The 22754-nt window shown below is 74.0% G+C and carries 20 protein-coding genes, 1 pseudogene and 1 riboswitch; of the genes and pseudogenes, 7 read left to right on the top strand and 14 right to left on the bottom strand.

Annotated elements, in window-relative coordinates:
• Nucleotides 1-89 precede the first annotated feature (89 nt).
• A complete protein-coding gene (locus ACIP5W_RS27085) occupies nucleotides 90-506 on the bottom strand; it encodes a DUF1992 domain-containing protein (protein ID WP_401478714.1) in 417 nt (138 codons plus the stop codon).
• A 103-nt stretch (nucleotides 507-609) separates the two neighbouring features.
• Between ACIP5W_RS27085 and ACIP5W_RS27080 the strand changes: the two genes are divergently transcribed.
• Together ACIP5W_RS27080 and ACIP5W_RS27075 are read left to right on the top strand one after the other, a co-directional pair.
• A complete protein-coding gene (locus ACIP5W_RS27080) occupies nucleotides 610-1002 on the top strand; it encodes a hypothetical protein (RefSeq protein WP_401478711.1) in 393 nt (130 codons plus the stop codon).
• 543 nt (nucleotides 1003-1545) lie between these two features.
• Nucleotides 1546-3600 carry a phosphatase PAP2 family protein gene (locus tag ACIP5W_RS27075; RefSeq protein WP_401478708.1) on the top strand — a complete coding sequence of 685 codons (2055 nt, stop codon included), beginning with the start codon at nucleotides 1546-1548 and terminating at the stop codon, nucleotides 3598-3600.
• Between the two features lie 23 nt (nucleotides 3601-3623).
• Here ACIP5W_RS27075 and ACIP5W_RS27070 read toward each other — a convergent pair whose 3' ends face one another.
• The 8 genes from ACIP5W_RS27070 to ACIP5W_RS27035 all read right to left on the bottom strand — a co-directional run bounded on the left by ACIP5W_RS27070 (nucleotide 3624) and on the right by ACIP5W_RS27035 (nucleotide 12477).
• On the bottom strand, nucleotides 3624-4751 hold the full coding sequence (locus ACIP5W_RS27070) for an acyltransferase family protein (protein WP_401478705.1): 1128 nt from the start codon (nucleotides 4749-4751) through the stop codon (nucleotides 3624-3626).
• A 168-nt stretch (nucleotides 4752-4919) separates the two neighbouring features.
• Complete coding sequence (locus tag ACIP5W_RS27065; protein ID WP_398093674.1) at nucleotides 4920-5336, bottom strand: transglycosylase SLT domain-containing protein; 417 nt, start codon at nucleotides 5334-5336, stop codon at nucleotides 4920-4922.
• A 338-nt stretch (nucleotides 5337-5674) separates the two neighbouring features.
• Nucleotides 5675-6481 (bottom strand): ECF transporter S component, encoded by an 807-nt coding sequence (locus ACIP5W_RS27060; protein WP_401478737.1) that lies wholly within the window; start codon nucleotides 6479-6481, stop codon nucleotides 5675-5677.
• Nucleotides 6482-6570: 89 nt separating this feature from the next.
• Complete coding sequence (locus ACIP5W_RS27055; protein ID WP_401478702.1) at nucleotides 6571-8364, bottom strand: ABC transporter ATP-binding protein; 1794 nt, start codon at nucleotides 8362-8364, stop codon at nucleotides 6571-6573.
• On the bottom strand, nucleotides 8361-9575 hold the full coding sequence (locus tag ACIP5W_RS27050; protein WP_401478699.1) for an energy-coupling factor transporter transmembrane component T: 1215 nt from the start codon (nucleotides 9573-9575) through the stop codon (nucleotides 8361-8363). Before ACIP5W_RS27050 ends, ACIP5W_RS27055 begins: the two co-directional genes overlap by 4 nt.
• On the bottom strand, nucleotides 9568-10254 hold the full coding sequence (locus tag ACIP5W_RS27045) for an SCO2322 family protein (protein ID WP_401478696.1): 687 nt from the start codon (nucleotides 10252-10254) through the stop codon (nucleotides 9568-9570). The genes ACIP5W_RS27050 and ACIP5W_RS27045 overlap by 8 nt, the downstream gene beginning before the upstream one ends.
• A complete protein-coding gene (locus tag ACIP5W_RS27040; protein WP_401478693.1) occupies nucleotides 10251-11486 on the bottom strand; it encodes a prenyltransferase/squalene oxidase repeat-containing protein in 1236 nt (411 codons plus the stop codon). Before ACIP5W_RS27040 ends, ACIP5W_RS27045 begins: the two co-directional genes overlap by 4 nt.
• Before the next feature lie 134 nt (nucleotides 11487-11620).
• Nucleotides 11621-11692: riboswitch (cobalamin riboswitch) on the bottom strand.
• Between the two features lie 143 nt (nucleotides 11693-11835).
• Nucleotides 11836-12477, bottom strand: a complete 642-nt coding sequence (locus ACIP5W_RS27035) for a TetR family transcriptional regulator (protein WP_401478690.1) — start codon at nucleotides 12475-12477, stop codon at nucleotides 11836-11838.
• A 210-nt stretch (nucleotides 12478-12687) separates the two neighbouring features.
• Between ACIP5W_RS27035 and ACIP5W_RS27030 the strand changes: the two genes are divergently transcribed.
• The 3 genes from ACIP5W_RS27030 to ACIP5W_RS27020 are packed head-to-tail and all read left to right on the top strand — an operon-like array spanning nucleotide 12688 to nucleotide 15940.
• Entirely contained in the window at nucleotides 12688-14145 is a 1458-nt protein-coding gene (locus ACIP5W_RS27030; RefSeq protein ID WP_401478687.1) for a glycosyltransferase family 4 protein, read from the top strand.
• On the top strand, nucleotides 14139-14873 hold the full coding sequence (locus ACIP5W_RS27025) for a class I SAM-dependent methyltransferase (protein WP_401478684.1): 735 nt from the start codon (nucleotides 14139-14141) through the stop codon (nucleotides 14871-14873). The genes ACIP5W_RS27030 and ACIP5W_RS27025 overlap by 7 nt, the downstream gene beginning before the upstream one ends.
• A complete protein-coding gene (locus ACIP5W_RS27020; protein ID WP_401478681.1) occupies nucleotides 14870-15940 on the top strand; it encodes a prenyltransferase/squalene oxidase repeat-containing protein in 1071 nt (356 codons plus the stop codon). The genes ACIP5W_RS27025 and ACIP5W_RS27020 overlap by 4 nt, the downstream gene beginning before the upstream one ends.
• A gap of 28 nt (nucleotides 15941-15968) precedes the next feature.
• Here ACIP5W_RS27020 and ACIP5W_RS27015 read toward each other — a convergent pair whose 3' ends face one another.
• The 4 genes and pseudogenes from ACIP5W_RS27015 to ACIP5W_RS27000 all read right to left on the bottom strand — a co-directional run.
• Complete coding sequence (locus ACIP5W_RS27015; protein WP_366060135.1) at nucleotides 15969-16259, bottom strand: hypothetical protein; 291 nt, start codon at nucleotides 16257-16259, stop codon at nucleotides 15969-15971.
• Between the two features lie 264 nt (nucleotides 16260-16523).
• On the bottom strand, nucleotides 16524-17351 hold the full coding sequence (locus ACIP5W_RS27010) for a DUF5336 domain-containing protein (RefSeq protein ID WP_401478678.1): 828 nt from the start codon (nucleotides 17349-17351) through the stop codon (nucleotides 16524-16526).
• 156 nt (nucleotides 17352-17507) lie between these two features.
• Nucleotides 17508-18464: an N-acetylmuramoyl-L-alanine amidase gene (locus tag ACIP5W_RS27005; RefSeq protein WP_401478675.1), complete on the bottom strand. Its 957-nt coding sequence runs from the start codon at nucleotides 18462-18464 to the stop codon at nucleotides 17508-17510.
• 176 nt (nucleotides 18465-18640) lie between these two features.
• Nucleotides 18641-18946 (bottom strand): annotated as a pseudogene (locus ACIP5W_RS27000) (hypothetical protein); the annotation flags it as partial.
• 255 nt (nucleotides 18947-19201) lie between these two features.
• On the opposite strand from ACIP5W_RS27000, the gene ACIP5W_RS26995 reads away from it, so the two are divergent.
• Together ACIP5W_RS26995 and ACIP5W_RS26990 are read left to right on the top strand one after the other, a co-directional pair.
• Entirely contained in the window at nucleotides 19202-20941 is a 1740-nt protein-coding gene (locus ACIP5W_RS26995) for an MFS transporter (protein WP_401478672.1), read from the top strand.
• Between the two features lie 109 nt (nucleotides 20942-21050).
• A complete protein-coding gene (locus ACIP5W_RS26990) occupies nucleotides 21051-21701 on the top strand; it encodes a class I SAM-dependent methyltransferase (RefSeq protein WP_401478669.1) in 651 nt (216 codons plus the stop codon).
• A gap of 419 nt (nucleotides 21702-22120) precedes the next feature.
• Here the strand turns inward: ACIP5W_RS26990 and ACIP5W_RS26985 are convergent, their stop codons facing one another.
• On the bottom strand, nucleotides 22121-22753 hold the full coding sequence (locus ACIP5W_RS26985) for a response regulator (protein WP_401478735.1): 633 nt from the start codon (nucleotides 22751-22753) through the stop codon (nucleotides 22121-22123).
• Nucleotide 22754: the final 1 nt, after the last annotated feature.

The raw sequence follows: 22754 nt of genomic DNA, 5'->3' as shown, positions 1-22754 counted from the left end.
ATCGGGGCGACCCTCCGCCTTGCGATCGCACGCACCAGACGCCGCCGGGCCTGCCCTTCGGGCAGACGACGCCACTTTCGAAACACGCCCTAGCCGTCCCCGGCCGCCGCCCGGCGCTCCCGCCACTGCCGTACGACCTCTTCGACGTCGTACGGCCTCATGCCCAGCGGGGGGCCGGGCGGCGGCTTGAACATCATGTCGCGGAGCTTGACGTTGACGTCCGTGACGATCTTCCGGACGATCCGCTCCGACGGTGCCGCGTACGCCGCGGCGAGGGCGTCCTCCGCCTCCTTGCGCAGGGCCAGCGCGGGAGGCAGGACCGAGAGCCCCTCGCGTGCCATCTTGCGCCTGACCCACCACAGTTCGTCGTAGGAACTCTCGAGCTCCGGATCCAACGGCCTTCCCGCGCCCGCAAGTTGATCGAACTCGCCACGCCGCTCCGCGTCCTGGATCTGCTTGTCGACCCAGGACTCGAACGGGACGCCGGGTGGCTTTCGCTCGGTCATGCGTCCATTGTGCCGGACGCGGCGGGGCCGGGCGATTTAGTATGCGGCGGCTGTGCACGCACAGTTCGGACGCCGTCGGACAGACATCTCTTGAGGAGCGCACGTGCTCGAACTCACCATGGCCACCGTCTCCGGGACGGAAGAGGGTGCCACGGCCGGCATGCTCATGGCTGACGCGCCCAGCGAGCCGGGCGCCGTGCTGCGGGTGGGCCGGGACAAGTCCGTGTGCCGCCTCGTCACGCCCGAGGAGTGGCTGTTCGTCTCCCGGGTCCACCTGGAGTTCCTGTGCGGCCCCGAGGGCGTCTGGCAGGTCGGCTGGCTGCGCGGCTCCCAGCCGGACCCGTCCTCCGAGGTCCGGCTGGTGGTCGGCGAGTACGCCCAGACCATCGCCTACGGCGGGACCGTGCAGCTCCCGCGGGGCGGCAACGGGGAGATCGTCATCACGGACCGCACCGGTCCGCGCAGCGTCAACGTGGGCTTCTACCACGAGGCCTGAGGACGAGGCCTGAGCACGGGGCCTGAGCACGGGGCCTGAGCACGGGGCCTGAGCACGGGGCCCGAGCGCGGGGCCTGAGGGGGGCACGGCCTCACCGGTCCGGGAGCCGGGGCGGGCGGGGCGGGCGGTGAAACAGGGCACCGACGGTGCCCCGGATCCGCGACTCGTCCACGAGCTCCGCCTCCCGGTCGCCGACGGCACCTGCCGCATACGCTGATCAGTTCGTCAACCCCGCGCACCGCGCCCGAGTGCCCGCCCGCCCGGACCTCGCAGGACCGGCGTCGGAGGGAACCGGCAGGTCAGCGCCCTCACCGGCCCGCGCCGCCCGGTCCGGCCCGCCGTATCGCCACGCACACCACGGAATCGGCCCCTGCCCGGCGCACTATCGTCTTCCGGACAAAAGGAGAACGGACGTCAGGTGAAGGCGGGACGGCCCGCGTCTTCGTCGGGGGTGCCGCGAGCCTCACAGGGTTGTGGAGAGGGCTCGTGAAGCAACCCCACGAGGGAACGCGGGGGAGCTACGGGGCGGGAGGCCTACGAGGCGTGGCGAATGCGGAGCACAGCGGGCGACCGGCAGAACCCTTCGGAGCGACCGCCGCTGACACGACGAGAGCGCGCCTGCGCGTGGCCCGCCTCGGCCTCTGGCTGGTCGCGGCCGTCCTCGCCGTCCGGCAGGTGGCCGTCGTCCTCGCCACTCCGCGCGGAGAGCGGCTGACGGACCTGGAGACCTGGGTCGGACCCGACGGCGTCCTGCACGTCAAGGGTTCGCTCTACGACTCGACGCGCTTCACCGGCACCCCGTTCGGGGGACTCGTCCTCAAGCCCCTCACCCGGGCGGCCGAACAGGCTCTCGGCTGGGGCTGGACCTTCGGCACCCTGCTGCTGGTCGTCGCGCTCGGCCTGGTCGTCGCGCGGGCCCTGCCGCAGCCTGCGGGCGGACGCACCCCGCCGCTGGCCGCGCCCGTCGCGATCAGCCTGCTGATGCTGTCCCTCCCCGTCCGCAACACCCTCTGGCTCGGCCAGACCAGCATCATCCCCGTCCTGCTCGTCCTGCTCGGCTGCTTCGCCGTGCGGGGACGGCACGCGGGCGGCGCGCTGATCGGCCTGGCGGCGGCCCTCCAGCCGGCCGTCCTGCTGTTCGCCCCGCTGCTGTGGTTCACCGGCCGGCGCCGGGCCGCCGCGACCGCGGGTGCGTCGTTCCTGGCCTGCACCCTGCTGGCCTGGGCGGCGATGCCGCACGACTCGTACACCTACTGGGTCCACCACATGGCCGGCGTGGGCCTCGGCGGCGAGGCGGACGCCCTCGGCAACCAGTCCCTGCACGGCGCCCTGCTGCGCCTCGGCCTGTCCGGTCCGCCGGAGATCGCGCTGTTCCTGACGCTGGGCGCGGCCGTGGCCGTCCTCGGCGTCCGCCGGGCGGTGCGCTACGCCCGCGACGGCCAGCTCCTGCTCGCGGTGTCGATCACCGGCTGTGCCGCCATCGCCGTGTCCCCGACGACCTGGCAGCACCAGCTCCTGTGGCTCCTGCCGGCGGTGGTGGGCCGGGTCGGCAGGCGGGCCTCGGACCGTTACGTCTGGCCGGTCGCCGTCGTCCTGGTCATGACCCTCCCGGCGACGATGATGCTGCCGGACATGGCGGCCCTGTACCCCCTGCGCGACAACGTCGTCCTGCTGGCCGCGCTGGCCGCCGCGACGGCCGTGCCCTTCCTGCCCCGCACCTCCCCGTACCACCGCACCCCGATTCCGACGCAGTACGCCGCCCCCGTCCCGGCCCGCCGGCAGCGCGTCCCGCTGCTGCCGTTCCCGCGCCGGGTCCTCAGCCGCCCCAACCTGCTCCTGGAGCTGCTGCTCATCCGCGTCACCTACGCGGCGTACCAGCAGGTCCGGCTGGCGGCGACGGGCGGAACGATCTCGGGCGGACGCCGGCGGGCGGAGGCCCACGGCCGCGAGATCCTCGACATCGAGCGCTTCCTCCACATCGACATCGAGCGCTGGGCCAACCACGCGGTCGTCGAGGCCGGCCGGCTCCGCGACTTCTTCGACTTCTACTACACGTCGTTCCACTTCGTGGTCCCGCTGTCGGTGCTGGCCGTCCTCTACTGGCGCCGCCCCGCGGACTACCGCTGGGCCCGCTCCTCCCTCGGCTTCGCGACCCTGCTCGCCCTCGTCGGCTTCTGGCTCTACCCGCTGGCCCCGCCGCGCCTGATGCCGGGCCTCGGCATCATCGACACCGTCCACGGCGCGCAGGACTTCACCCGGCCCGACTACGGCACGCTGACGTCCCTGACCAACCAGTACGCGGCGATGCCCTCCCTGCACTTCGGCTGGTCCCTGTGGTGCGGCATGGTGATCGCGATCGTCGCCCCGAGGTGGTGGATGAAGGCCCTGGGCCTCCTGCACCCCCTCTTCACGGTCTCGGCGATCGTGGCCACCGGCAACCACTGGGTCCTCGACGCGGTGGGCGGCGCCGTCGCCGTCCTCGCCGGCTTCGGGCTGGCGTACGTACTGCAGGGGCCGCGGGCGGGGACGGCGGAGGCGGCGGCCCCGAGTGAGGACCGCCGGGTGGAACCGGAGAGGGCGCGGACGGCGCGCACCTGAACAGGGGGCGAGGTCCGTCCGGGCTATCGCCCGCTCACCTCGGCGGGTGGGCGGACGGAGGGCGGGGCGGGGCGGCCCACGCGGCTCCGGAGCCATCGTTCGGCGGGGTGCTCCAGCCAGTGGTAGGCGGCGGCCGCGGCGGCCTGGCTGGTCAGGAGGACGCCGGCCCAGAACAGGAGGGTGGCGGCGCCGGGGGCGGGCCTGCCCCAGTGGTGGAGCGCGGCGCGGATGACGATCTCGTGGAGGAGGTACCAGGCGAACGACCAGTGGCCGAGCCGGATCATCCACGGTCCGCCCAGTGCGGTGCGGCGGCCGTCCAGGTCGGCGCGGGCGGCGGCGCAGATGAGGGCCGCGAAGACCGGCGCCGAGAGCCACTGGGAGGCCGTGTACGGGCTGTACCAGAGGGCGTCGGGCACGGCGTGGTGCCAGGGGACCAGCGCGAGGTGCCAGGCGAGGACGAGTCCGGCGGCCACGGGCAGGGACACGGGGGGACGCCAGCCGCGCTTCAGCGCGAGCCCCGCCACCACGCCCAGCACGAACTGGAGCGAGCGGGTCAGCGGCAGGTAGTCGAGCGCCCACAGGCGGGTGATCGGCGACAGACCGGACAACGCCGGCCACAGGACGAGGGTGGCGCCGACGACACCGGCCGCGGTCCACGCCCAGACCCTCGCCCTGCGCCCGGCGAGCAGGGCCAGCAGCGCCGGGAAGATCAGGTAGAACCAGGCCTCGTCGCTGAGCGACCAGGCCGCGGGGTTGCCGCCCTTGAAGACGACCGGCTCGGGGAACCAGGCGTGCACCAGCAGCAGGTTCGCGACCACCGCCTGGAGGGACACGGCACGGTCCATCAGGACGTACACGGCGACGGACGCCGCCACGCCGAAGGCGAGGAGCGGCCAGATGCGGGCGAACCGGCGCCACAGGAAGACCCGGACGGGCACCCGCACGCCGTCGTACGTCCAGGCCAGGACGACCCCCGACAGCACGAAGAAGAACGTCACCCCGCTCCGGCCGTACCAGACCGCCTCGCTGAGTCCCGGCACGGTGCCCACCTGCCGGGACAGGTGGTACAGGACGACCAGCAGCGCCGCCCAGAAGCGGAGCCCGGTCAGCGAGGGCAGCCGGTCGCGACCGGGCGCCGGTACAGAGGTCACGAACGGTTTCCTTCGGCGGTCGGGGCGGCGGGGCGGTGACTCCGACCCGAACGAAGGAGCGAGGATATCGCCCCGCCGGCGGGGCCTCGGCGGGGCGAGGAAAGGCGTGAGGCGGCGGCCCCCGGGGATCGGGGGGCCGCCGCCTCACGCGTGCGGGGTCGGCGTGGCTCAGTACCAGCCGTTGGCCTGCCAGAAGGACCAGGCGCCGGCCGGGCTGCCGTAGCGGGAGTTCATGTAGTCGAGACCCCACTTGATCTGGGTCTTGGCGTTGGTCTTCCAGTCGGAGCCGGCCGAGGCCATCTTGTTGCCCGGCAGGGCCTGGACCAGGCCGTAGGCGCCGGACGAGGAGTTGGTGGCGTTGACGTCCCAGTTGCTCTCGTGCTGCACGATCTTGCTGAACGCGTTGAACTGCGCGGCGTCCGGGATCATCTGGTGCGCGATCGCCTTGGCCTGGGAGGCGGAGGTCACGGTCGAGGCCTGGGCGGGGGCCGCGGACAGTGCCATGCCGGCGGTCGCGGCGGCCAGGGCGGCGGCGGTGAGGGCCTTCTTCGGGGAAGCGATGCGGCGGATGACGGAGACGGACACGGAGAACCTTTTTCCTTCGGGGGCAGGTGCGTCGCGGTGCATGCCGGAGTCACGCGGTGCGTGGCCGCACCGCGTGATGTGCGGCGGGGGGCTGCATGCGTCGGCGCCGGGGGCCCGGGGGCTCGTCGGCGCCGTGCGACGTCATCCAGAGAAACAGGCTCGGCGGGGGTCCGCAATGACCCCTTTTACTAGTTGTGGCCGCATGTGGGGTGAAGGTCGCTCGTGTGACCCGGCTCTCAATGTGCAGGTCAGAGGCGCGATCTGCATGGACATGGCGTCCGGAATGTCCAACTAGGGGGGATCGTAGGTGATGTGGGTCATGTGGGGTGCTTCACCGCTCAACGGTCCTCCGGCGCGACTCGACGGTCCTCGAATGTGACCGCGGTCTCGAAGGCCGCGCGCCGGGTGGCTCTGCGTAGCGCCCTGAGCACGGCCGGACCCAGCGTCAGGGTCAGCACGACGGTGACGACGGCCCGGCCCAGGTCCCAGCCCAGCGAGGTGGCCGCGCAGTACGCGAGGAAACGGGCCAGGTTCTCCGGTACGGCCGCGTCCGGATCGAAGGAGATCCGCGAGGCCAGCTCACCGAGGAACGGCCAGCCCGCCATGTTCATCGCCGTGCCGTAGGCGAAGGCGGCCAGGAAGCCGTAGACCGCGAGCAGGGCCAGTTCGCCCCGGCCGCGCAGCCGGTCCGGGCCCGGCAGCAGGCCGGCGCCCATCGTGAACCAGCCCATGGACAGCATCTGGAACGGCATCCACGGGCCCACCCCGCCCGTGAGCAGGGCGGACGCGAACATCGTGACCGAGCCCAGCACGAAGCCGAAGCCGGGGCCGAGGACCCGGCCGCTGAGCACCATCAGGAAGAACATCGGCTCGATGCCCGCCGTACCGGCCCCGATCGGGCGCAGGGCGGCGCCGGTCGCCGCCAGCACGCCGAGCATCGCGACCGCCTTCGCGCCGAGCCCCGACTCCGAGATGGTCGCCGCCACCACCGCGACCAGCAGGACCAGCAACCCCGCGAACAGCCAGGGGGCGTCCTGCGCGTGCGCGTTCAGCGCCGAGGCGGGCGGGGCCAGGAACGGCCAGGCGAAGGCGACCACCCCGACCGCGCCGACGAGCCCGAGCGCGGCCACCGAACGGGGGCCCAGACGGACCGCTCGCGCCTGCCCGGCCGCTGCCGCTGCCGGTGTCGCTGCCGGTGTCGCTGCCGGTGTCGGTGCCGGCCGGCCGGTCGCGGTCACCGCAGCGCCTCCCGCACCTGGGCGACGGTCAGCCACTCCTGCGGGGCCAGGATCTTCGTCACCTGCGGGGCGAAGGACGGGGAGGAGACGATCACCTCGGCCGTCGGACCGTCCGCGATCACCTCGCCCTCGGCCAGCAGCACGACCCGGTGGGCCAGCTCCGCCGCCAGCTCCACGTCGTGCGTGGCCAGCACGATCGCGTGCCCGGCGGCGGCCAGCTCGCGCACCACGCCGACCAGGCGGGACTTCGCCGCGTAGTCCAGGCCGCGGGTCGGCTCGTCGAGCAGGAGCAGCGGCGGGCGGGCGGCCAGGACGATCGCCAGCGCCAGCGTCAGACGCTGGCCCTCGGACAGGTCGCGGGGGTGGGTGCCGTCGGAGATGCCGGGGAGCAGGTCGTGGACGAGGGCGCGGCAGGTGCCGGGGACGGCCTGCGCGTCCCGGTCGGCGGCCGCGCACTCGGCGGCGACCGTGTCGGCGTACAGCAGGTCGCGGGGTTCCTGCGGGACGAGGCCGACCCGGCGGACGAGGTCGCGGGGCGCGGTGCGGTGGGGGAGCGCGCCGCCCGTCCGGACCGTGCCCGAGGACGGCTCGACCAGGCCCACGAGGGTGTTGAGCAGGGTGGACTTGCCGGCGCCGTTGCGGCCCATGAGGGCGATGGTCTCGCCGGGGGACACCATGAGGTCGACGTCGCGCAGCGCCTGCACCCGGGCGCGGCGCACGCAGAGGGAACGGACCTCCGCCGGGGGCGCGGCCGCGGCCGGGGCGGGGGCGGCGCGCCGGCGCAGGCGGGCGAGTGCCGGGCGCGGCACCGGCGGCCCGGCGGACGCGGCCGGGAGGTGTTCCGGCTCGCGGCCGGCCGGCTGATCGCGCGGGTCCCCCGTCGGGGCCGATACGGCGCGCCGGGGCCACCGGGGGAGCGCCGGGCGCGGCCGTGGTGGCTCGGCGACGGCGGCCGGGGTGTGCTCCGGCTCCCGCCCGGTCAGTCGTTCGCGCAGGTCACCCGCCATGCGCCGGGCGTCGCGGACGGTCAGCGGCAGCGGGGACCAGCCCGCCAGCCGGCCCAGCTCCACCACCGGCGGACACACCGGGGACACCGCCATGATCTCGGCCGGGGTGCCCAGCACCGGGGCGGCACCGGGCGCGGGCAGCAGGGCGACCTGGTCGGCGTACTGCAGGACGCGTTCCAGACGGTGTTCCGCGAGCAGGACGGTCGTACCGAGGTCGTGGACCAGGCGGAGCAGGACGGCGAGGACCTCCTCGGCGGCGGCCGGGTCGAGCGCGGAGGTCGGTTCGTCCAGGACGAGGACGCGGGGGTGCGGGGTGAGGACCGAGCCGATCGCGACGCGCTGCTGCTGGCCCCCGGAGAGCGTGGCGATCGGACGGTCGCGCAGGCCGGCCAGGCCGAGCAGGTCGAGGGTCTCCTCGACGCGGCGGCGCATCACCGCCGGAGGCAGACCCAACGACTCCATGCCGTAGGCGAGTTCCTCCTCCACGGTGTCCGTGACGAAGTGGGACAGCGGGTCCTGGCCCACCGTCCCCACCACGTCGGCGAGTTCACGCGGCTTGTGGGTGCGGGTGTCGCGGCCGGCGACCGTCACCCGGCCGCGCAGGGTGCCGCCCGTGAAGTGCGGGACGAGACCGCCGACCGTGCCGAGCAGTGTCGACTTGCCGACCCCGGACGGACCGGCGAGCAGCACCAGTTCCCCTTCCGGGATCTCGAAGTCGACGTCCCGCACGGTGGCCTCAAGGCAGCCGTCGTACGTCACGGAGACGTTCTCGAAGCGGATCACGGCGACGGCTCCTTCGGGAGCGGGGCGGGCAGCAGAGCGGGCAGCAGGCCGACGAGTACGGCCGCGGCGGGCCACAGGGGGAGGGCGGGCGCCGTGAGCGGGATCACGCCGGGGTGCAGGGCCGCCGGGTCGGCGGAGGCGGCGAGCGTCAGCAGCGCGGCGACCGCGGCACCGGACCCGGCGACCAGACAGGCCCGCGGGGTCCAGCGGTCGGGGCGGTAGCGGGTGCGCGGCGAGCGGCGCCCGCCCAGCCGCAGACCGGCGAGCGCGGCGGCGACCCCGGCGACGAGCACCGGCAGCCCGTAGGTGCCGCCCGCCGCGGTGAGCAGGCCGTACGTTCCCGCGCAGACGCCGAGCAGGCCCCCCAGGGTGAGGACGGCCGTCGTACGGCGGACGCGGGACGGGACGTCGGCGGTACGGCCGTAGCCGCGGGCGTCCATGGCGGCGGCGAGGGCGACGGAACGCTCCAGGGCGCCCTCCAGGACCGGCAGCGCCACCTGGAACAGGCCGCGCAGGCCCCTGTCCGGGCGGCCGCGCAGCCGGCGGGCGGCCCGCAGCCGCTGGACGTCGGCGATGAGGTACGGCGCGAAGGTGAGCGCCACGACGACGGCGACCCCCGCCTCGTACAGGGCGCCGGGGAGGGCCTTCAGCAGACGCGAGGGGCTCGCCAGGGCGTTCGCGGCGCCGACGCAGACGAGCAGGGTGGCCAGGCGCAGACCGTCGTACAGCGCGAACACGACACCCTCGGCGGTGACCCTGCCGCCCAGCCGGATGCCCTGCGCCCAGTCGGGGAGCGGGACTTCGGGGAGGGTCAGGATCACGTGCGTGCCGGGGACGGGGGAGCCGAGGATCACGACGAAGAAGAGACGGACGGCGAGGACGGCGAGGGCGAGGTGGAGGAAGGCGGAGTAGGAGCGGGACCAGGGGGTGCGGGGGCGGCAGGTGAGGACGACGTGGGCGGAGGTGGTGAGGAGCAGGGCCAGCAGGAGCGGGTTGGTGGTGCGGGTCGCGGCCGTGCCCAGGCCGAGGGCCCACAACCACCAGGCGCCGGGGTGGAGCGGGAGCGCGGCTGTACTCGCCGGCGTCGGCCGGACGCGGTTGCCGGTGGGACGGACACGGTTGCCGGTGGGCCGGACGCGCTTGCCGGTGGGACGGGTGCCGCTCCCGACGGGGTGGGTGCCGCTCCCGACGGGGCGGGAGCCCTCAGTCATTCCGGCGCCGCCGGGCCTGCCACACCGCCGCCGCGGCCAGGGCGGCGATCAGCGCGCCGCCCGCGTAGACGCCCACGGACGGCCCGCCGTCGTCCGCGGCGGACGACGGGGAGTCCGGCGAAGCCGGCGGCCCCGCCGCGGAGTTGTCCCGCTGCTCGCCTCCCTGCTCGCCCTCGTCCGTCGTCACCTGGTCCCCGCAGCCCTTCCGCGGGTAGCCCGCGATCGCGCACAGCAGCGCGTTCGTGTCGTAGCGCAGGGGCTTCGCGGTCGAGGCGAGGGCCTCGGCCGTGCTCGCGTCGTCCGGGACGCGGGCGCAGGCCGTGCGGGCGGCGGGCGGGGTCTCGCCGGACGGCGCGTCCGCGGCGGTGCCGAAGTCGAGGACCAGGGCGACCCGCTTCATGCCGTCCCGCTCCGGGGTCCGCGCGCAGATCGACGCGAACGAGGCCGTGCCGCGCGGCCGCGACGCGTCCTGCGAGTCCTCGCTGACCGCGAAGCGGAAGCCCTGGACGGCGCCGTCGGAGGGGCGGGCCGTGGCGGGGCCCTCGGTGGCGTAGACCCAGCGGTCGCCGTCGCGGTCCCAGAACGACCAGTAGCGGTAACCGGCGGCCCCGGCCGGGCCGGTACCGGCCAGACCCAGGAACAACGCGGCGGCGAACAGGGCGGTGAGACGGCGTATCACGGCTGCTGCTTCCTGCGGCCGCTGATCAGGAAGCCGATGCCGATACCGGCGACGAGGAAGACGCCGACGGTCCACCAGACGCCGAAGCCGTCCTCGGGTTCCTCCTCCGCCCCCACCGTGTCGTCGGCCCCGTCGGCCTTGTCCGCGGTGCCCCCCTTCGCGGCGTCGGCGGCCCGCGGGGCCGGGCCCGTCGCGTTCAGGGCGGCGACCAGGTCCGTGCCGCCGAACGCGCGCGGGTCGGTGCCCGTCGCGTGGGCGGCGAGGACCAGCTGGGCGTAGGCGGCCGGGCCGCTCTGCTTCGCCCAGGCGGCGGCGTTGCGCTGGAGCCAGGCGAGCGGCTTGCCCGCCCGCTCGGCGCCGCCCTGCGCGGCGAGCGCGACCACGGCGTCGGCGGTGTTGCCGTAGTCCGGCTGGTTCTCGGCGCCGGGGAGCACCGACGTCAGGTACCCGTTCTTCGCGACGGCCTCCGCCAGGTAGGCGGCACCGTTGGCGGCGGCCTGCCGCGGGGTACCGGGGGCGGCGCAGGCGGTCTTGTCCGCCTTCTTCCCGGCGCCGGCGGCCAGGCCCTCGCCGAGCGCGCCGAGGACGCCCGCGGCCGTCGCGTCCGCGTTGGCCGTCAACGTGCCCTGCTTGTCGGGCTGATAGGCGAAGGCGCCACCGGCGTCACAGGGCAGCGCGAGCGTGACCAGGGCGTCGTACGGCGACTTCCCGCCCTTCACGACCTCCGCGGGCTTCTCCCCGGCCGCGGCCAGCGCGCCGACGACGACTGCCGTCGAGTTGGTGTCGCTGGCGCCGCCGGGGGTGTACCCCCAGCCGCCGTCCGCGTTCTGTACGGACTTCAGCCAGCCGACGGCCTTCTCCGCCGCGGCCTCGTGACCGCCGAGGGCCGCGAGGGCCTGTACGGCGGCGGCGGTGCTGTTGGTGTCGACCATCAGCTTGGCGTCGCAGGCCCGGGCGGGATCGGCGCGGAACGCGGCGAAGGAGCCGTTCGCGCACTGCTGGCCGGCCAGCCAGTCCACGGCCTTCTCCGCCGGCTCGACTCCGACCGTGTCCTGGGCGAGCAGCGCGAGCGACTGGCGCCAGACACCGTCGTACGTCGGGTCGGTGGTGCCGTACAGACCGGACGGTATCGCCACGGACGGGGCCGGTGACGGGGACGCGGCCACGGCGGGCGTGGCGGCGCCGATCACTGCGGTGGCGGCCAGGACGGCGGCGCTGCGGCGGACGTTCATGATCGGCGGGTGCCTCTCCCTGTCAGGGAGCCGGGCGGCGCGGGACACCCCGGCGGCTCGGCTCCGCATACCTCGACGGTGCCCGTGCGGCGGCGGCGCCGACGCACGTGAGCCGGTCACGTTCCGTCCGGGGCGGTCCGGCTGGCCACTGTGTGTCCGAGTGGCTCACGGTTGCGGGTCAGCGCCGGAATTGCACCGGCTTTCCCCCGTACGGGTGTGATGACGACTGGGCCACTGTACTCGGCCGTAGGGAAGGCCCTGAGGGCCGCCTGTGGGCACGGGTGGGCGCCGGGGCGGGCGGTGGTGGGCGGTGGTGGGCCCGGGGTGGGCGTGGTGGGCCCCGGGGGCGCTACTCCCGCGCCCCCGGCTCCGGCACGTCGATCAGGCGGCAGGCCGTCTCGATGTCGATGCGGACCTGGGCGATGGAGGCGCGGCCCGAGAGCCAGGTGATGAGGGCCGAGTGCCAGGTGTGTTCGATGACGCGGACCGCGGAGAGCTGGTGCGGGGCGGGGTCGGCCAGGCCCATCGCGTCGAGGATGATCGCGGTGGTCTGCCGGGAGACCTGGTCGACCTCGGGCGAGACGCTGCGGTCGGCGAAGGTGAGGGCGCGGACCATCGCGTCGGCGAGGTGGGGCTCGCGCTGGAGGGCCCGGAAGGCGCGCATCAGGGTCTCGGCGACGCGGGCGGCCGGGGTGTCGCCCGTCGGGGGCTTCTTCCGCAGTGTGCCGTGCAGGCGCTCCAACTGGTCCTGCATGGTGGCGACCAGCAGGTGCACCTTGGACGGGAAGTAGCGGTAGAGGGTGCCCAGGGCCACCTGGGAGGACTCGGCGACCTCCCGCATCTGCACCGCGTCGAACCCGCCCCGGCTCGCCAGCCGCGCGCTCGTGTGCAGGATGCGGCGGCGGCGGGCCTCCTGCCGCTCGGTGAGGGGAGCGGCGGAGGGGCGCTGGACGCTGGTGTCCACCTTGTCCCCCTTGACTTGGGCAGGCATGGGTCCCGTTCCGTGACGGTCGGTGAGGGCGTGGGATCGCTCAGCGGACACAGGGCGCCGGGCCGTGGCGTGAATCACCCGATCCACTGCTCACAGCGTCCTTACCTGCCGGTAGATTCGGAGCCTCCCGGACGATCAAGTCTGAAACTTGTTCTAGATTAGCGTCCCGTCGTAGTCTCGCGGGACAGTGCAGGCAGAAGGGGGCCCGGAGTGACCGCTGAGGCCAGTCAGGCGGGGTCCCAGGACCTCGCCGCGGACGGCGGGCGACCGCTCGACATCGCGCTCCTCACCTACAAGGGAAACCCGTTCTGCGGCGGCCAGGGCGTCTACGTCCGCCACCTCTCCCGCGAACTGGCCCGGCTCGGCCACCGCGTCGAGGTCATCGGCTCCCAGCCCTACCCGGTCCTCGACGAGGGCCACGACGGCCGGGTCTCCCTCACCGAGCTGCCCAGTCTGGACCTCTACCGCCAGCCCGACCCCTTCCGCACCCCGAAGCGCGACGAGTACCGCGACTGGATCGACGCCCTCGAGGTGGCGACGATGTGGACCGGCGGCTTCCCCGAACCGCTGACCTTCTCCCTGCGCGCCCGCCGTCATCTGCGCGCCCGTCGCGGCGAGTTCGACGTCGTGCACGACAACCAGACCCTCGGCTACGGCCTGTTGGGCGACGTCGGCGCACCCCTGGTCACCACCATCCACCACCCCATCACCGTCGACCGGCAGTTGGAGCTGGACGCCGCCGAGGGCTGGAAGCGGCGCGCCTCGGTACGCCGCTGGTACGCCTTCACCCGCATGCAGAAGCGCGTCGCCCGCCGCCTGCCGTCCGTGCTCACCGTCTCCGGGACCTCCCGCCAGGAGATCGTCGACCACCTGGGGGTCCGCGACGACCGCATCCACGTCGTCCACATCGGCGCCGACACCGACCTGTTCGCGCCCGACCCGTCGGTGCCCGTCGTGCCGGGCCGCATCGTCACGACGTCCAGCGCGGACGTGCCGCTCAAGGGCCTGGTCTTCCTCGTCGAGGCGCTCGCCAAGGTCCGTACCGAGCAGCCGGACGCCCACCTCGTCGTCGTCGGCAAGCGCCCGCAGGAGGGCCCCGTCGCCGCCGCGGTGGAACGCTACGGCCTCGACGGCGCCATCGAGTTCGTCAAGGGCATCTCCGACGCCGAACTCGTCGACCTGGTCCGCTCGGCGGAGGTCGCCTGTGTGCCCTCCCTCTACGAGGGCTTCTCGCTGCCGGCCGCGGAGGCCATGGCGACCGGCACCCCGCTCGTCGCCACCACCGGCGGCGCCACTCCCGAGGTCGCCGGACCCGACGGGGAGACCTGCCTGGCCGTACCGCCGGGCGACGCGGGAGCGCTGGCCGCCGCGCTGGGCCGGCTGCTCGGCGACCCGGCGCTGCGGGCCCGGCTGGGCGCGGCCGGGCGCCGGCGGGTGCTGGAGCGTTTCACCTGGGCGCGCGCCGCCGAGGGCACCGTCGAGCGGTACCGCGAGGCCGTCGAACGGGCCGGCGGCGGACGATCCCGCCCGTCCGGCGCGCGGCCGGCACCCCGTACCTCCGCCCCTCCCTCCGCCTCCGCCTCTCCCTCCGCCTCCGCATCCCCATCCGCGGACGTCGTCCCCGATGCCGACGTCGAATCCGATCGCGAAAGCAGGGCCACGTGCTGACCGTCGACTTCTCCCGGTTCCCGCTCGCCCCGGGCGACCGTGTCCTGGACCTCGGCTGCGGGGCGGGACGCCACGCCTTCGAGTGCTACCGGCGCGGTGCCCAGGTCGTGGCGCTGGACCAGAACGGCGAGGAGATCCGCGAGGTCGCCAAGTGGTTCGCGGCGATGAAGGAGGCGGGCGAGGCCCCCGAGGGCGCCACCGCCACCGCGATGGAGGGCGACGCCCTCGCGCTGCCCTTCCCCGACGAGTCCTTCGACGTCGTCATCATCTCCGAGGTGATGGAACACATCCCCGACGACAAGGGCGTCCTCGCCGAGATGGTGCGGGTCCTCAGGCCCGGCGGCCGCATCGCCGTCACCGTCCCGCGCTACGGCCCCGAGAAGGTCTGCTGGAGCCTGTCCGACGCCTACCACGAGGTCGAGGGCGGCCACATCCGCATCTACAAGGCGGACGAACTGCTCGCCAAGATCCGCGAGGCGGGCCTGCGCCCGTACGGCAGCCACCACGCCCACGCGCTGCACTCGCCGTACTGGTGGCTGAAGTGCGCGTTCGGCGTCGACAACGACAAGGCGCTGCCGGTGCGGGCGTACCACAAGCTGCTGGTCTGGGACATCATGAAGAAGCCGCTGGCGACCCGGGTCGCCGAACAGGCGCTGAACCCGCTGATCGGCAAGAGCTTCGTGGCGTACGCGACCAAGCCCCACCTGCCCCGGGTGGACGCCAAGTGACGACTCCCCGGACAGAACACCTCGTCCTGCCCGGGGTCCTCACCCCCGAGCAGGCCGTCGAGACCGTCCGCGGCATCCTGGCCGAACAGCGGGAGGACGGCGCGATCCCGTGGTTCCGCGGCCACCACCTCGACCCGTGGGACCACACCGAGGCCGCGATGGCGCTGGACGCGGCGGGCGAGCACGAGGCCGCCGAGCGGGCGTACGAGTGGCTCGCGCGGCACCAGAACGAGGACGGCTCCTGGTACGCCGCCTACGCCGACGGCGACTTCGCCGACGTCACCGACCGCGGCCGGGAGACGAACTTCGTCGCCTACGTCGCCGTCGGCGTCTGGCACCACTACCTGTCCACCGGCGACGACACCTTCCTGGACCGCATGTGGCCGGTCGTCCACGCGGCGGTCGAGTACGTGCTGCTGCTCCAGCAGAGCGGCGGGCAGATCGGCTGGCGCCGCGACGACGACGGCACGCCCACCGCGGACGCGCTGCTGACCGGCTCCTCCTCCGTCCACCACGCGCTGCGCTGCGCCCTGGCCATCGCCGAGCAGCGCGAAGAACCGCAGCCGGACTGGGAGTTGGCGGCGGGCGCGCTGCGGCACGCCATCCGCCGGCACCCGGAGCGGTTCCTGGACAAGACCCGTTACTCCATGGACTGGTACTACCCGGTCCTCGGCGGCGCGCTCACCGGCGCGGAGGCCAAGGCCCGCATCGAGGAGATGTGGGACCGGTTCGTCGTGCCGGGGCTCGGCGTGCGCTGCGTCGTGCCCAACCCGTGGGTGACCGGCGGGGAGTCGGCCGAACTCGCCCTGGCGCTCTGGGCGGTGGGCGAGTCCGACCGGGCGCTGGAGATCCTCCAGTGGATCCAGCGGCTGCGCGACCCGGAGTCCGGGCTGTACTGGACGGGGTACGTCTTCGAGGACGCGGCCCTGTGGCCGCAGGAGCTGACGACGTGGACCGCCGGGTCGCTGCTGCTCGCGGTCGCCGCACTGGGCGGGCACGAGGCCACCTGCGCGGTGTTCGGCGGCGACCGCCTGCCGACGGGACTGGATCCCGACTGCTGCGGCTGAGACGGTCGCCGACGACGCCTGCGAGAGGTCAGTGGCGGACCCGGTTCGCGATCGCGTGCCCGACGAACAGGTACACGACCGCCGCCAGGCCGTAGCCCGCCACGACCCTCGCCCACGCCTCGTCGAACGTGAACAGGTCGTACGACCAGCCCGCCAGCCAGCGGGCCACGTCGTGCACGAACTGCACGAGTTCGTTGCCGCGGTTGGCGTCCAGCAGATACATGACGATCCAGAGGCCCAGGATGAAGGCCATCACGTCGGCGACGACGGCGATGACCGTGCCTGCCGAATGCGCACCGTTACGGTATCGAGGGGACATGCAGTCCGGCTTGCCGTTCGTGGCGGGATGAAACACGGCCTGCTCACGACTTCTCCATGTGCCCTGCACCGGCTCGGAGTTGTGCCTTCCGGGCGCCCCGCCACGTTGTCGTAGCCCTGTCGATCGCGATGGCCGGGCACGAGACCGGGCCGTGAGCCCGCATCTTGACAGCATGTCAGGTGCGGAGAGGGGGGGGGCGGCTGCACGACAACGGCCCCCCGCCCCGAAGGAAGGGCGAGGGGCCGCGGGACGCGGGGCGCGGACTCAGCCGCGCTGGATGCCGGAGGTGTCCCGCAGCACTCCGCGACGGCCGTCCTGGGTCTGCGCCACCAGCCCCTGGGCGCCCTGCTCGACGGCCAGGTACCAGGTGCCGGGCGCCAGTTCGGCGATCGGCATGGGCGAGCCGTCCTCCGCGTACAGCGGACGCGGCACCGGCACGGCGAACCAGAACGGCGAGAAGTCGGCGGCCGGCGGCTGCGCCGGAGCAGGCTGACCGCCCGCGAACGGCGACTGGCCCGGCTGCTGACCCTGCTGCGGCTGCCCGCCGAACGGCGACGGCTGCTGCTGCGCGCCCGGGTAGCCGTAGCCACCGGGCGGCTGCGCGCCGTAGGGCAGCGGAGCCGGCGGCTTCGGGGCCGGGATCAGCGCACCCTGGAGGGCCGGGACGAGGGGGGTGGCGACAGCGGCGGCGGCCAGCAGCAGCGTGGCGACGAGGGCCAGGATCAGGCCCGCACCGGCGTCGGGGCTGTTCGAGGTGTCGCCGACGTTGTCGTAACCGCCGGAGGGGTCGAAGATGTTGCCGAGCGCGCTCCACGCGGCGAAGACTGCGAAGGCCACGCCGAACTGACGGAGGTCGAGTCCGGCGACCTTGGGCACCTGCGGCAGTGCCCGGCTGACGACCAGGAGTGCGGCGCCGATGATCCCCGCGAGAACGACACTGAACATCACCGGCCCGCTGTTCCAGAGGTTCGGCAGATCGTAGCTGTCGGGGATCCCGTCGATCGAGTAGAGATCGAAGAACGACGCGATGAACAGCAATACCGCTGCTCCGATCACCACGCCGTCGCCTCGAGTGAGAGAGCGGATATTCACTTCAGGTCCTTCGTCAGTCGTCTCGTCATCGATACACGCATCGGTGGAGGCGCCGCTGTCACCATGTCGCCGTCAGGCCCGGGTGGGAAAGCGCGGGGGTGGCCCCTCATCGTGTGGACGACACTATCGTCCACACGATCGGGCTGTCCCCGGGGATCAGCGCTCCGGCCGCTGCCCGCGCAGGAAACTCACGATTCCCTCAGAGAGCCCCTGCGCAGCCTTCTGCCGCCAGGCGCCGCTGGTGAGCAGTGCCGCGTCCTTGCCGTCGCGCATGTTGCCGCACTCGATGAACACCTTGGGAACCGTTGACAGATTGAGACCGCCCAGGTCCTGACGCGTGACGAGACCGGTGCCGTCGCCGACGTAGTTCGAGGGCGAGGTGTCCGTGGCGTCCGCGAAGCCGCCGGCGATCAGCTCACCGAGTTTCCGCGAGGGGGCCACGATGGCACGGGTGTCGGCGGCGCCCTCGTGCACCGCGCCCGGCAGGATCACGTGGAAGCCGCGCTGCCCGGCGCCCGCCCCGTCGGCGTGCACCGACACGACGGCGTCCGCGCGGGCCGAGTTGCCGATCCGGGCCCGCTCGTCGACGCAGGGCCCGTAGGACCGGTCGGCGTCCTGCGTCAACTTCACGGTGGCGCCCCGCTGTTCCAGCAGGGCGCGCAGCCGGTGCGCCACGTCGAGCGTGAACGCGGCCTCGCTGTAACCGGAGTCGGTGGCGGTGCCGGTGGTGTCGCACTCCTTCTTGTTGGTGCCGATGTCCACCTGGCGGCTGATCTCGGCCGTGTGCGTGGAGTTGGCGGGATTGTGTCCCGGGTCGATGACGACGACCTTGCCCGCGAGGCTCCCGGCGCCGCCGGGTGCGGACGCCGTCGGGGACTGCGCGGCCGAGGCGCCCGGCTTGTCGTCCGGGTCACCGCCGGCCGAGGCCGTCCCTCCGGCGCCGGAGGCCGCGACCCTGCCGGGCCCGCCCCCCTGGGACCCGCCCAGCGCCTCCCAGGCCGACCAGCCGAGCAGCGCGCCCGGCACGAGCACGGCGAACAGCACGGTGAGCGTGCGCCGCAGCGGGGAGCGGCGGGGACGCGGGGGATCGAAGTCAGGGCCTACGTACGACACGCCTGCCACCCTAGCGGGACGCCCCCGACGCGGCCGGGAAGCCACCGGCAGGCCGCGGGACGGGCGACGGCCGCCGGGCGACGGCCCCCTGGCGACGGGTGAGTGCCGGGGAAAGGCGACTGCGGGACGGACGGTGCCCGGGCGGCGTCCCCTGTCGTTCCGGCACACTCCGCGCCCCCTGCCCCTCCCGCTACGTTCCGGAATCCGCCGAACCGGCCCGTACCGCCGAGGCCGTAGGCGTTGACCACCCACTGGAGGCCGGCCGCGCTCATGTCCAGTTCGGCCCGCACGGAGGGCAGCGCCACGTTGACGACGGAGATGTCGAGGACGACGAGGAACTGTCCGGCGCAGGCGAGCGCCACGACGAGCCGGGCGGGGACGGAGGCGGGGACGGACGTGGGGACGGACGTGGGGACGGACGTGGGGACGGACGTGGGGACGGGGGAGCGGGCCGGGCGTGCTGCGGAGGGCATGGGCGCCATGGTCTCAACCGCCCCGCACCCCCGGCATCGGGATATCGACCTAGGGCCGTGGCAGGGCCCGCGCCTCGGGCCGGGGTATCGCCCGTGCCGCGGGCCGGGCACCGCCCGCGTCCTTCTTCCTCAAGAGAAGGTCAAGACTTCGTTAGTGTGCCGAAGCATCGGAATAGTTGCTCATGCATACGAGGTTCAAGCTGCACGTACCCGCGCGGTTCAGCCGTTCACCCGTCCCACTCCCCGGCCTGGAGGCCTCGCTTCATGATGCACACGTCGACCGACCGGCCCGGACGCAGGGCGGGCGGTGCCGTCGTCCCGGTGCTCGCCTTCGCGGGCATCGTGGTCGCGGTGATGCAGACCCTGCTGGTACCGGTCATCAAGGACCTGCCGCAGCTGCTGGACACCGCCCCCAGCAACGCCACCTGGGTCCTCACCTCGACCCTGCTGTCCGGCGCCGTCGCCACACCGATCATGGGCCGCCTCGGCGACCTGTACGGCAAGCGGCGCACGCTGATCCTCAGCCTCGCCGTGATGGTCGTCGGCGCCCTGGTCAGCGCCCTCACCAGCGACCTGCTCACCATGATCGTCGGCCGTACCCTCCAGGGCTTCGCGATGGGCGCGATACCGCTCGGCATCGGCCTGATGCGCGACATGCTGCCCCGCGAGAAGCTCGGCTCGGCGATGGCGCTGATGAGCTCCTCCATCGGCGTCGGCGGTGGCCTCGCCCTGCCCGCCGCGGCCCTCGTCGCCCAGCACGCCGACTGGCACGCCCTCTTCTACGGCGCCGCCGGTCTCGGCGTCCTCGCCATCGTCCTCACCCTGCTCGTCGTCCCCGAGTCCCCGGCCCGCGCCGAGGGCTCCTTCGACCTGCCGGGCGCGCTCGGCCTCTCCGCCGGCCTCGTCCTGTTCCTGCTGCCGATCACCAAGGGCAGTGACTGGGGCTGGTCCTCGGGCCTCACGCTCGGCCTGTTCGCCGCCTCCGCCGTCGTGCTCCTGCTGTGGGGCCTGATGGAGCTGCGCGTCAAGGCGCCGCTGGTCGACCTGCGCACCAGCGCCCGCCCGGCGGTCCTGTTCACCAACCTCGCCTCCATCATGGTCGGCGTCTCCTTCTACGTCGTCTCCCTCGTCCTGCCCCAGCTCCTCCAGCTGCCCAGGAGCACCGGCTACGGCCTCGGCCAGTCGATGGTCACCGCCGGCCTCCTGGTGGCACCGCTCGGACTGACGATGATGGTCACCGCGCCGGTCTACGCCCGCCTCTCCGCGAAGTACGGCCCCAAGGTCACCCTGATCCTCGGCCTGCTGATCATCGCCATCGGCTACGGCGCCGGCCTCGGCCTGATGAGCGCCGCCTGGCAGAGCCTCGTCATCGCGGTCGTCCTGGGCGCGGGCATCGGCCTCGCCTACTCCTCGCTCCCCGCGCTGATCGTCGGCGCGGTCCCGGCCTCGGAGACGGGCGCCGCCAACGGCCTCAACACCCTGATGCGGTCCATCGGTACGTCGGTCTCCAGCGCCGTCATCGGCATGGTGCTGGCCAACACCGCGAACGACGTGGGCGGCGTGGCCGTCCCGACCATGCACGGCTTCCGGGTCTCCTTCCTGATCGCCACCGGAGCCGTCGCCGTGGGCCTGCTCCTCGCCCTGTTCCTGCCCCGCCGCACCCCCGCGGCGGCGCCGCAGCTGCGTGCCAGCAGTGAGGAGGACGCCAACCTGGCGCACGCCGAGGCGGTCCTGCGGGGCTTCAGGGGCCGGGTCCTGGACGCCGATGGCGCCCCGGTCGCCCACGCCAAGGTCACCCTCATCGACCACCGCGGCCGTCAGGCCGGCGCCACCCTCTCGCAGGCCGACGGCAGCTACGCCGTCGCCGTCCCGGCCCGGGGCTCCTACGTCCTCGCCGCCAGGGCCGGCGGCCACGGCCCCCTCGCGTCCGCCGCGACCCACGCCGGCGACGAACGCCCGGTCGACCTGGACCTGGCGCTGCCGGGCGAGACGGTCACCGCCTGACCCGCCCCCCCCCGCATCCCTCTGCACCCCCCGCACCCCCCGTCGCTCCTCCGACGGGGGTGCGGCACCATGGGCGGGCCCAGACACACGCACGACCGGAAGGACCCCCATGCCCGCGGCACCCGAGCCCGAGATCCTGGCCGCGTTCGAGGCCGCGAAGGGGTTCATGCCCCTCGACGAGGGACTCGCGCTGTACGCCGCCGCCGTGGAGGCGGCCGGTCTGGGACTGCCGCTGCTGGAGGTCGGCACCTACTGCGGCCGTTCGACGATCCTGCTCGCGGACGCCGCCCGGCGGGCCGGGGTCACCGCGCTCACCCTCGACCACCACCGGGGCAGCGAGGAGCAGCAGCCGGGCTGGGAGTACCACGACCCGGAGACCGTCGACCCCGAGATCGGTCTGATGGACACCCTGCCCGCCTTCCGCCGCACCCTGCACCGGGCCGGCCTCGAGGAGCACGTGGTGGCGCTGGTGGGCCGGTCCCCGCAGATCGCCGCCTTCTGGAACTCGCCCCTAGGCCTGGTCTTCGTCGACGGCGGCCACACCGACGAGCACGCCGGCTCCGACTACGAGGGCTGGGCCCCGCACGTCGCCGAGGGCGGCCTGCTCGTCATCCACGACGTCTTCCCGGACCCGGCCGACGAGTTCACCGGCCAGGCCCCCTACCGCGTCTACCTGCGCGCCCTGGAGTCCGGCGCCTTCACGGAGGTCTCGGACACCGGCTCCCTGCGCGTCCTGCGCCGCACGGGCCCCGGCCTCTAGAGCGGCGTCCGGCCCCTGCGGCCGCGCCCGGCCTCCGTGTCGAGCCCGGCCACTGCGGGGCGTACCCGGCCTCTGAGGGCCTGCCGGGCTCCGGCCCCCGGCCGGGCACGCTTTGCTCCAGCCTCCCGCCCGGGGCCTACGCCCGCGTCCGGCCTACGCCCGCGCCCGGCGTCGCCGGTACACGGTCACCCCCGTCGCCACTGCCAGGACGCCCGCGCCGATCGCCACCCAGGTGCCGGGCTGCCGCAACGGCCGGTGGGGCAGGGCCGGAGAGGCCTCCACCGGGATGGCCGCGACATCGTTGCCGGGGGTGCGGTCGAAGGAGCCGGAACAGCCGGAACAGCCGGAACAGTCGAAGCAGCCGGATCAGCCGGAGCGGTTGAGGCATGCGGGCACTGTGCCGGCGGCGTGCGCACCGGTCAGAGCCAGCCCTGCCGGCGCGCCACTCGCATCGCCTCCGCACGGTTGCGGGTGCCCGTCTTGCCGATGGCCGCGGAGAGGTGGTTGCGGACCGTCGACTCCGACAGATGCAGCGTCGCGGCGACATCGGCGACCGTCGCGCCGTCGGCGGACGCCCTGAGGACCTCGCACTCACGGGCCGTCAGCGGGCTGGGCCCCACGCTGAGCGCGGCGGCCGCCAGGGCCGGATCGACCACCGTCTCTCCGGTCAGCACCCGGCGGATCGTGGTCGCCAGTTCCTCCACCGGCCCGTCCTTCACGAGGAACCCGGCGGCTCCGGCCTCCATGGCCCGCCGCAGATAACCCGGACGGCCGAAGGTGGTGAGGATCAGCACCCGGCAGTCGGGCGCCTGCTCGCGCAGCTCGGCGGCGGCGTCCAGGCCGCTCATGCCGGGCAGTTCGATGTCGAGGAGGGCGACGTCCGGACGGTGGAGGAGGACGGCGTCCACGATCGCGTCCCCGGTGCCCACCTGCGCCACCACCTCTATGTCCGGCTCCAGCCCCAGCAGCAGGGCCAGCGCCCCGCGCATCATGCCCTGGTCCTCCGCGAGCAGGACCCTGATGGACTTGGCGGGGCGATGGTCACGGGGCATC

The sequence above is a fragment of the Streptomyces sp. NPDC088766 genome, from assembly GCF_044750845.1.
Taxonomy (GTDB): domain Bacteria; phylum Actinomycetota; class Actinomycetes; order Streptomycetales; family Streptomycetaceae; genus Streptomyces.
The sequence above is the reverse complement of the archived record's forward strand: the minus strand, read 5'-3'. Positions and strand labels throughout refer to the sequence as shown.

What these genes read in the sequence shown, in the direction of transcription:
- ACIP5W_RS27085 (WP_401478714.1), bottom strand. Translation starts at nt 506, where the DNA reads ATGACCGAGCGAAAGCCACCCGGCGTCCCGTTCGAGTCCTGGGTCGAC.
- ACIP5W_RS27050 (WP_401478699.1), bottom strand. Translation starts at nt 9,575, where the DNA reads ATGACTGAGGGCTCCCGCCCCGTCGGGAGCGGCACCCACCCCGTCGGG.
- ACIP5W_RS27040 (WP_401478693.1), bottom strand. Translation starts at nt 11,486, where the DNA reads ATGAACGTCCGCCGCAGCGCCGCCGTCCTGGCCGCCACCGCAGTGATC.
- ACIP5W_RS27035 (WP_401478690.1), bottom strand. Translation starts at nt 12,477, where the DNA reads ATGCCTGCCCAAGTCAAGGGGGACAAGGTGGACACCAGCGTCCAGCGC.
- ACIP5W_RS27015 (WP_366060135.1), bottom strand. Translation starts at nt 16,259, where the DNA reads ATGTCCCCTCGATACCGTAACGGTGCGCATTCGGCAGGCACGGTCATC.
- ACIP5W_RS26995 (WP_401478672.1), top strand. Translation starts at nt 19,202, where the DNA reads ATGATGCACACGTCGACCGACCGGCCCGGACGCAGGGCGGGCGGTGCC.
- ACIP5W_RS26990 (WP_401478669.1), top strand. Translation starts at nt 21,051, where the DNA reads ATGCCCGCGGCACCCGAGCCCGAGATCCTGGCCGCGTTCGAGGCCGCG.
- ACIP5W_RS26985 (WP_401478735.1), bottom strand. Translation starts at nt 22,753, where the DNA reads ATGCCCCGTGACCATCGCCCCGCCAAGTCCATCAGGGTCCTGCTCGCG.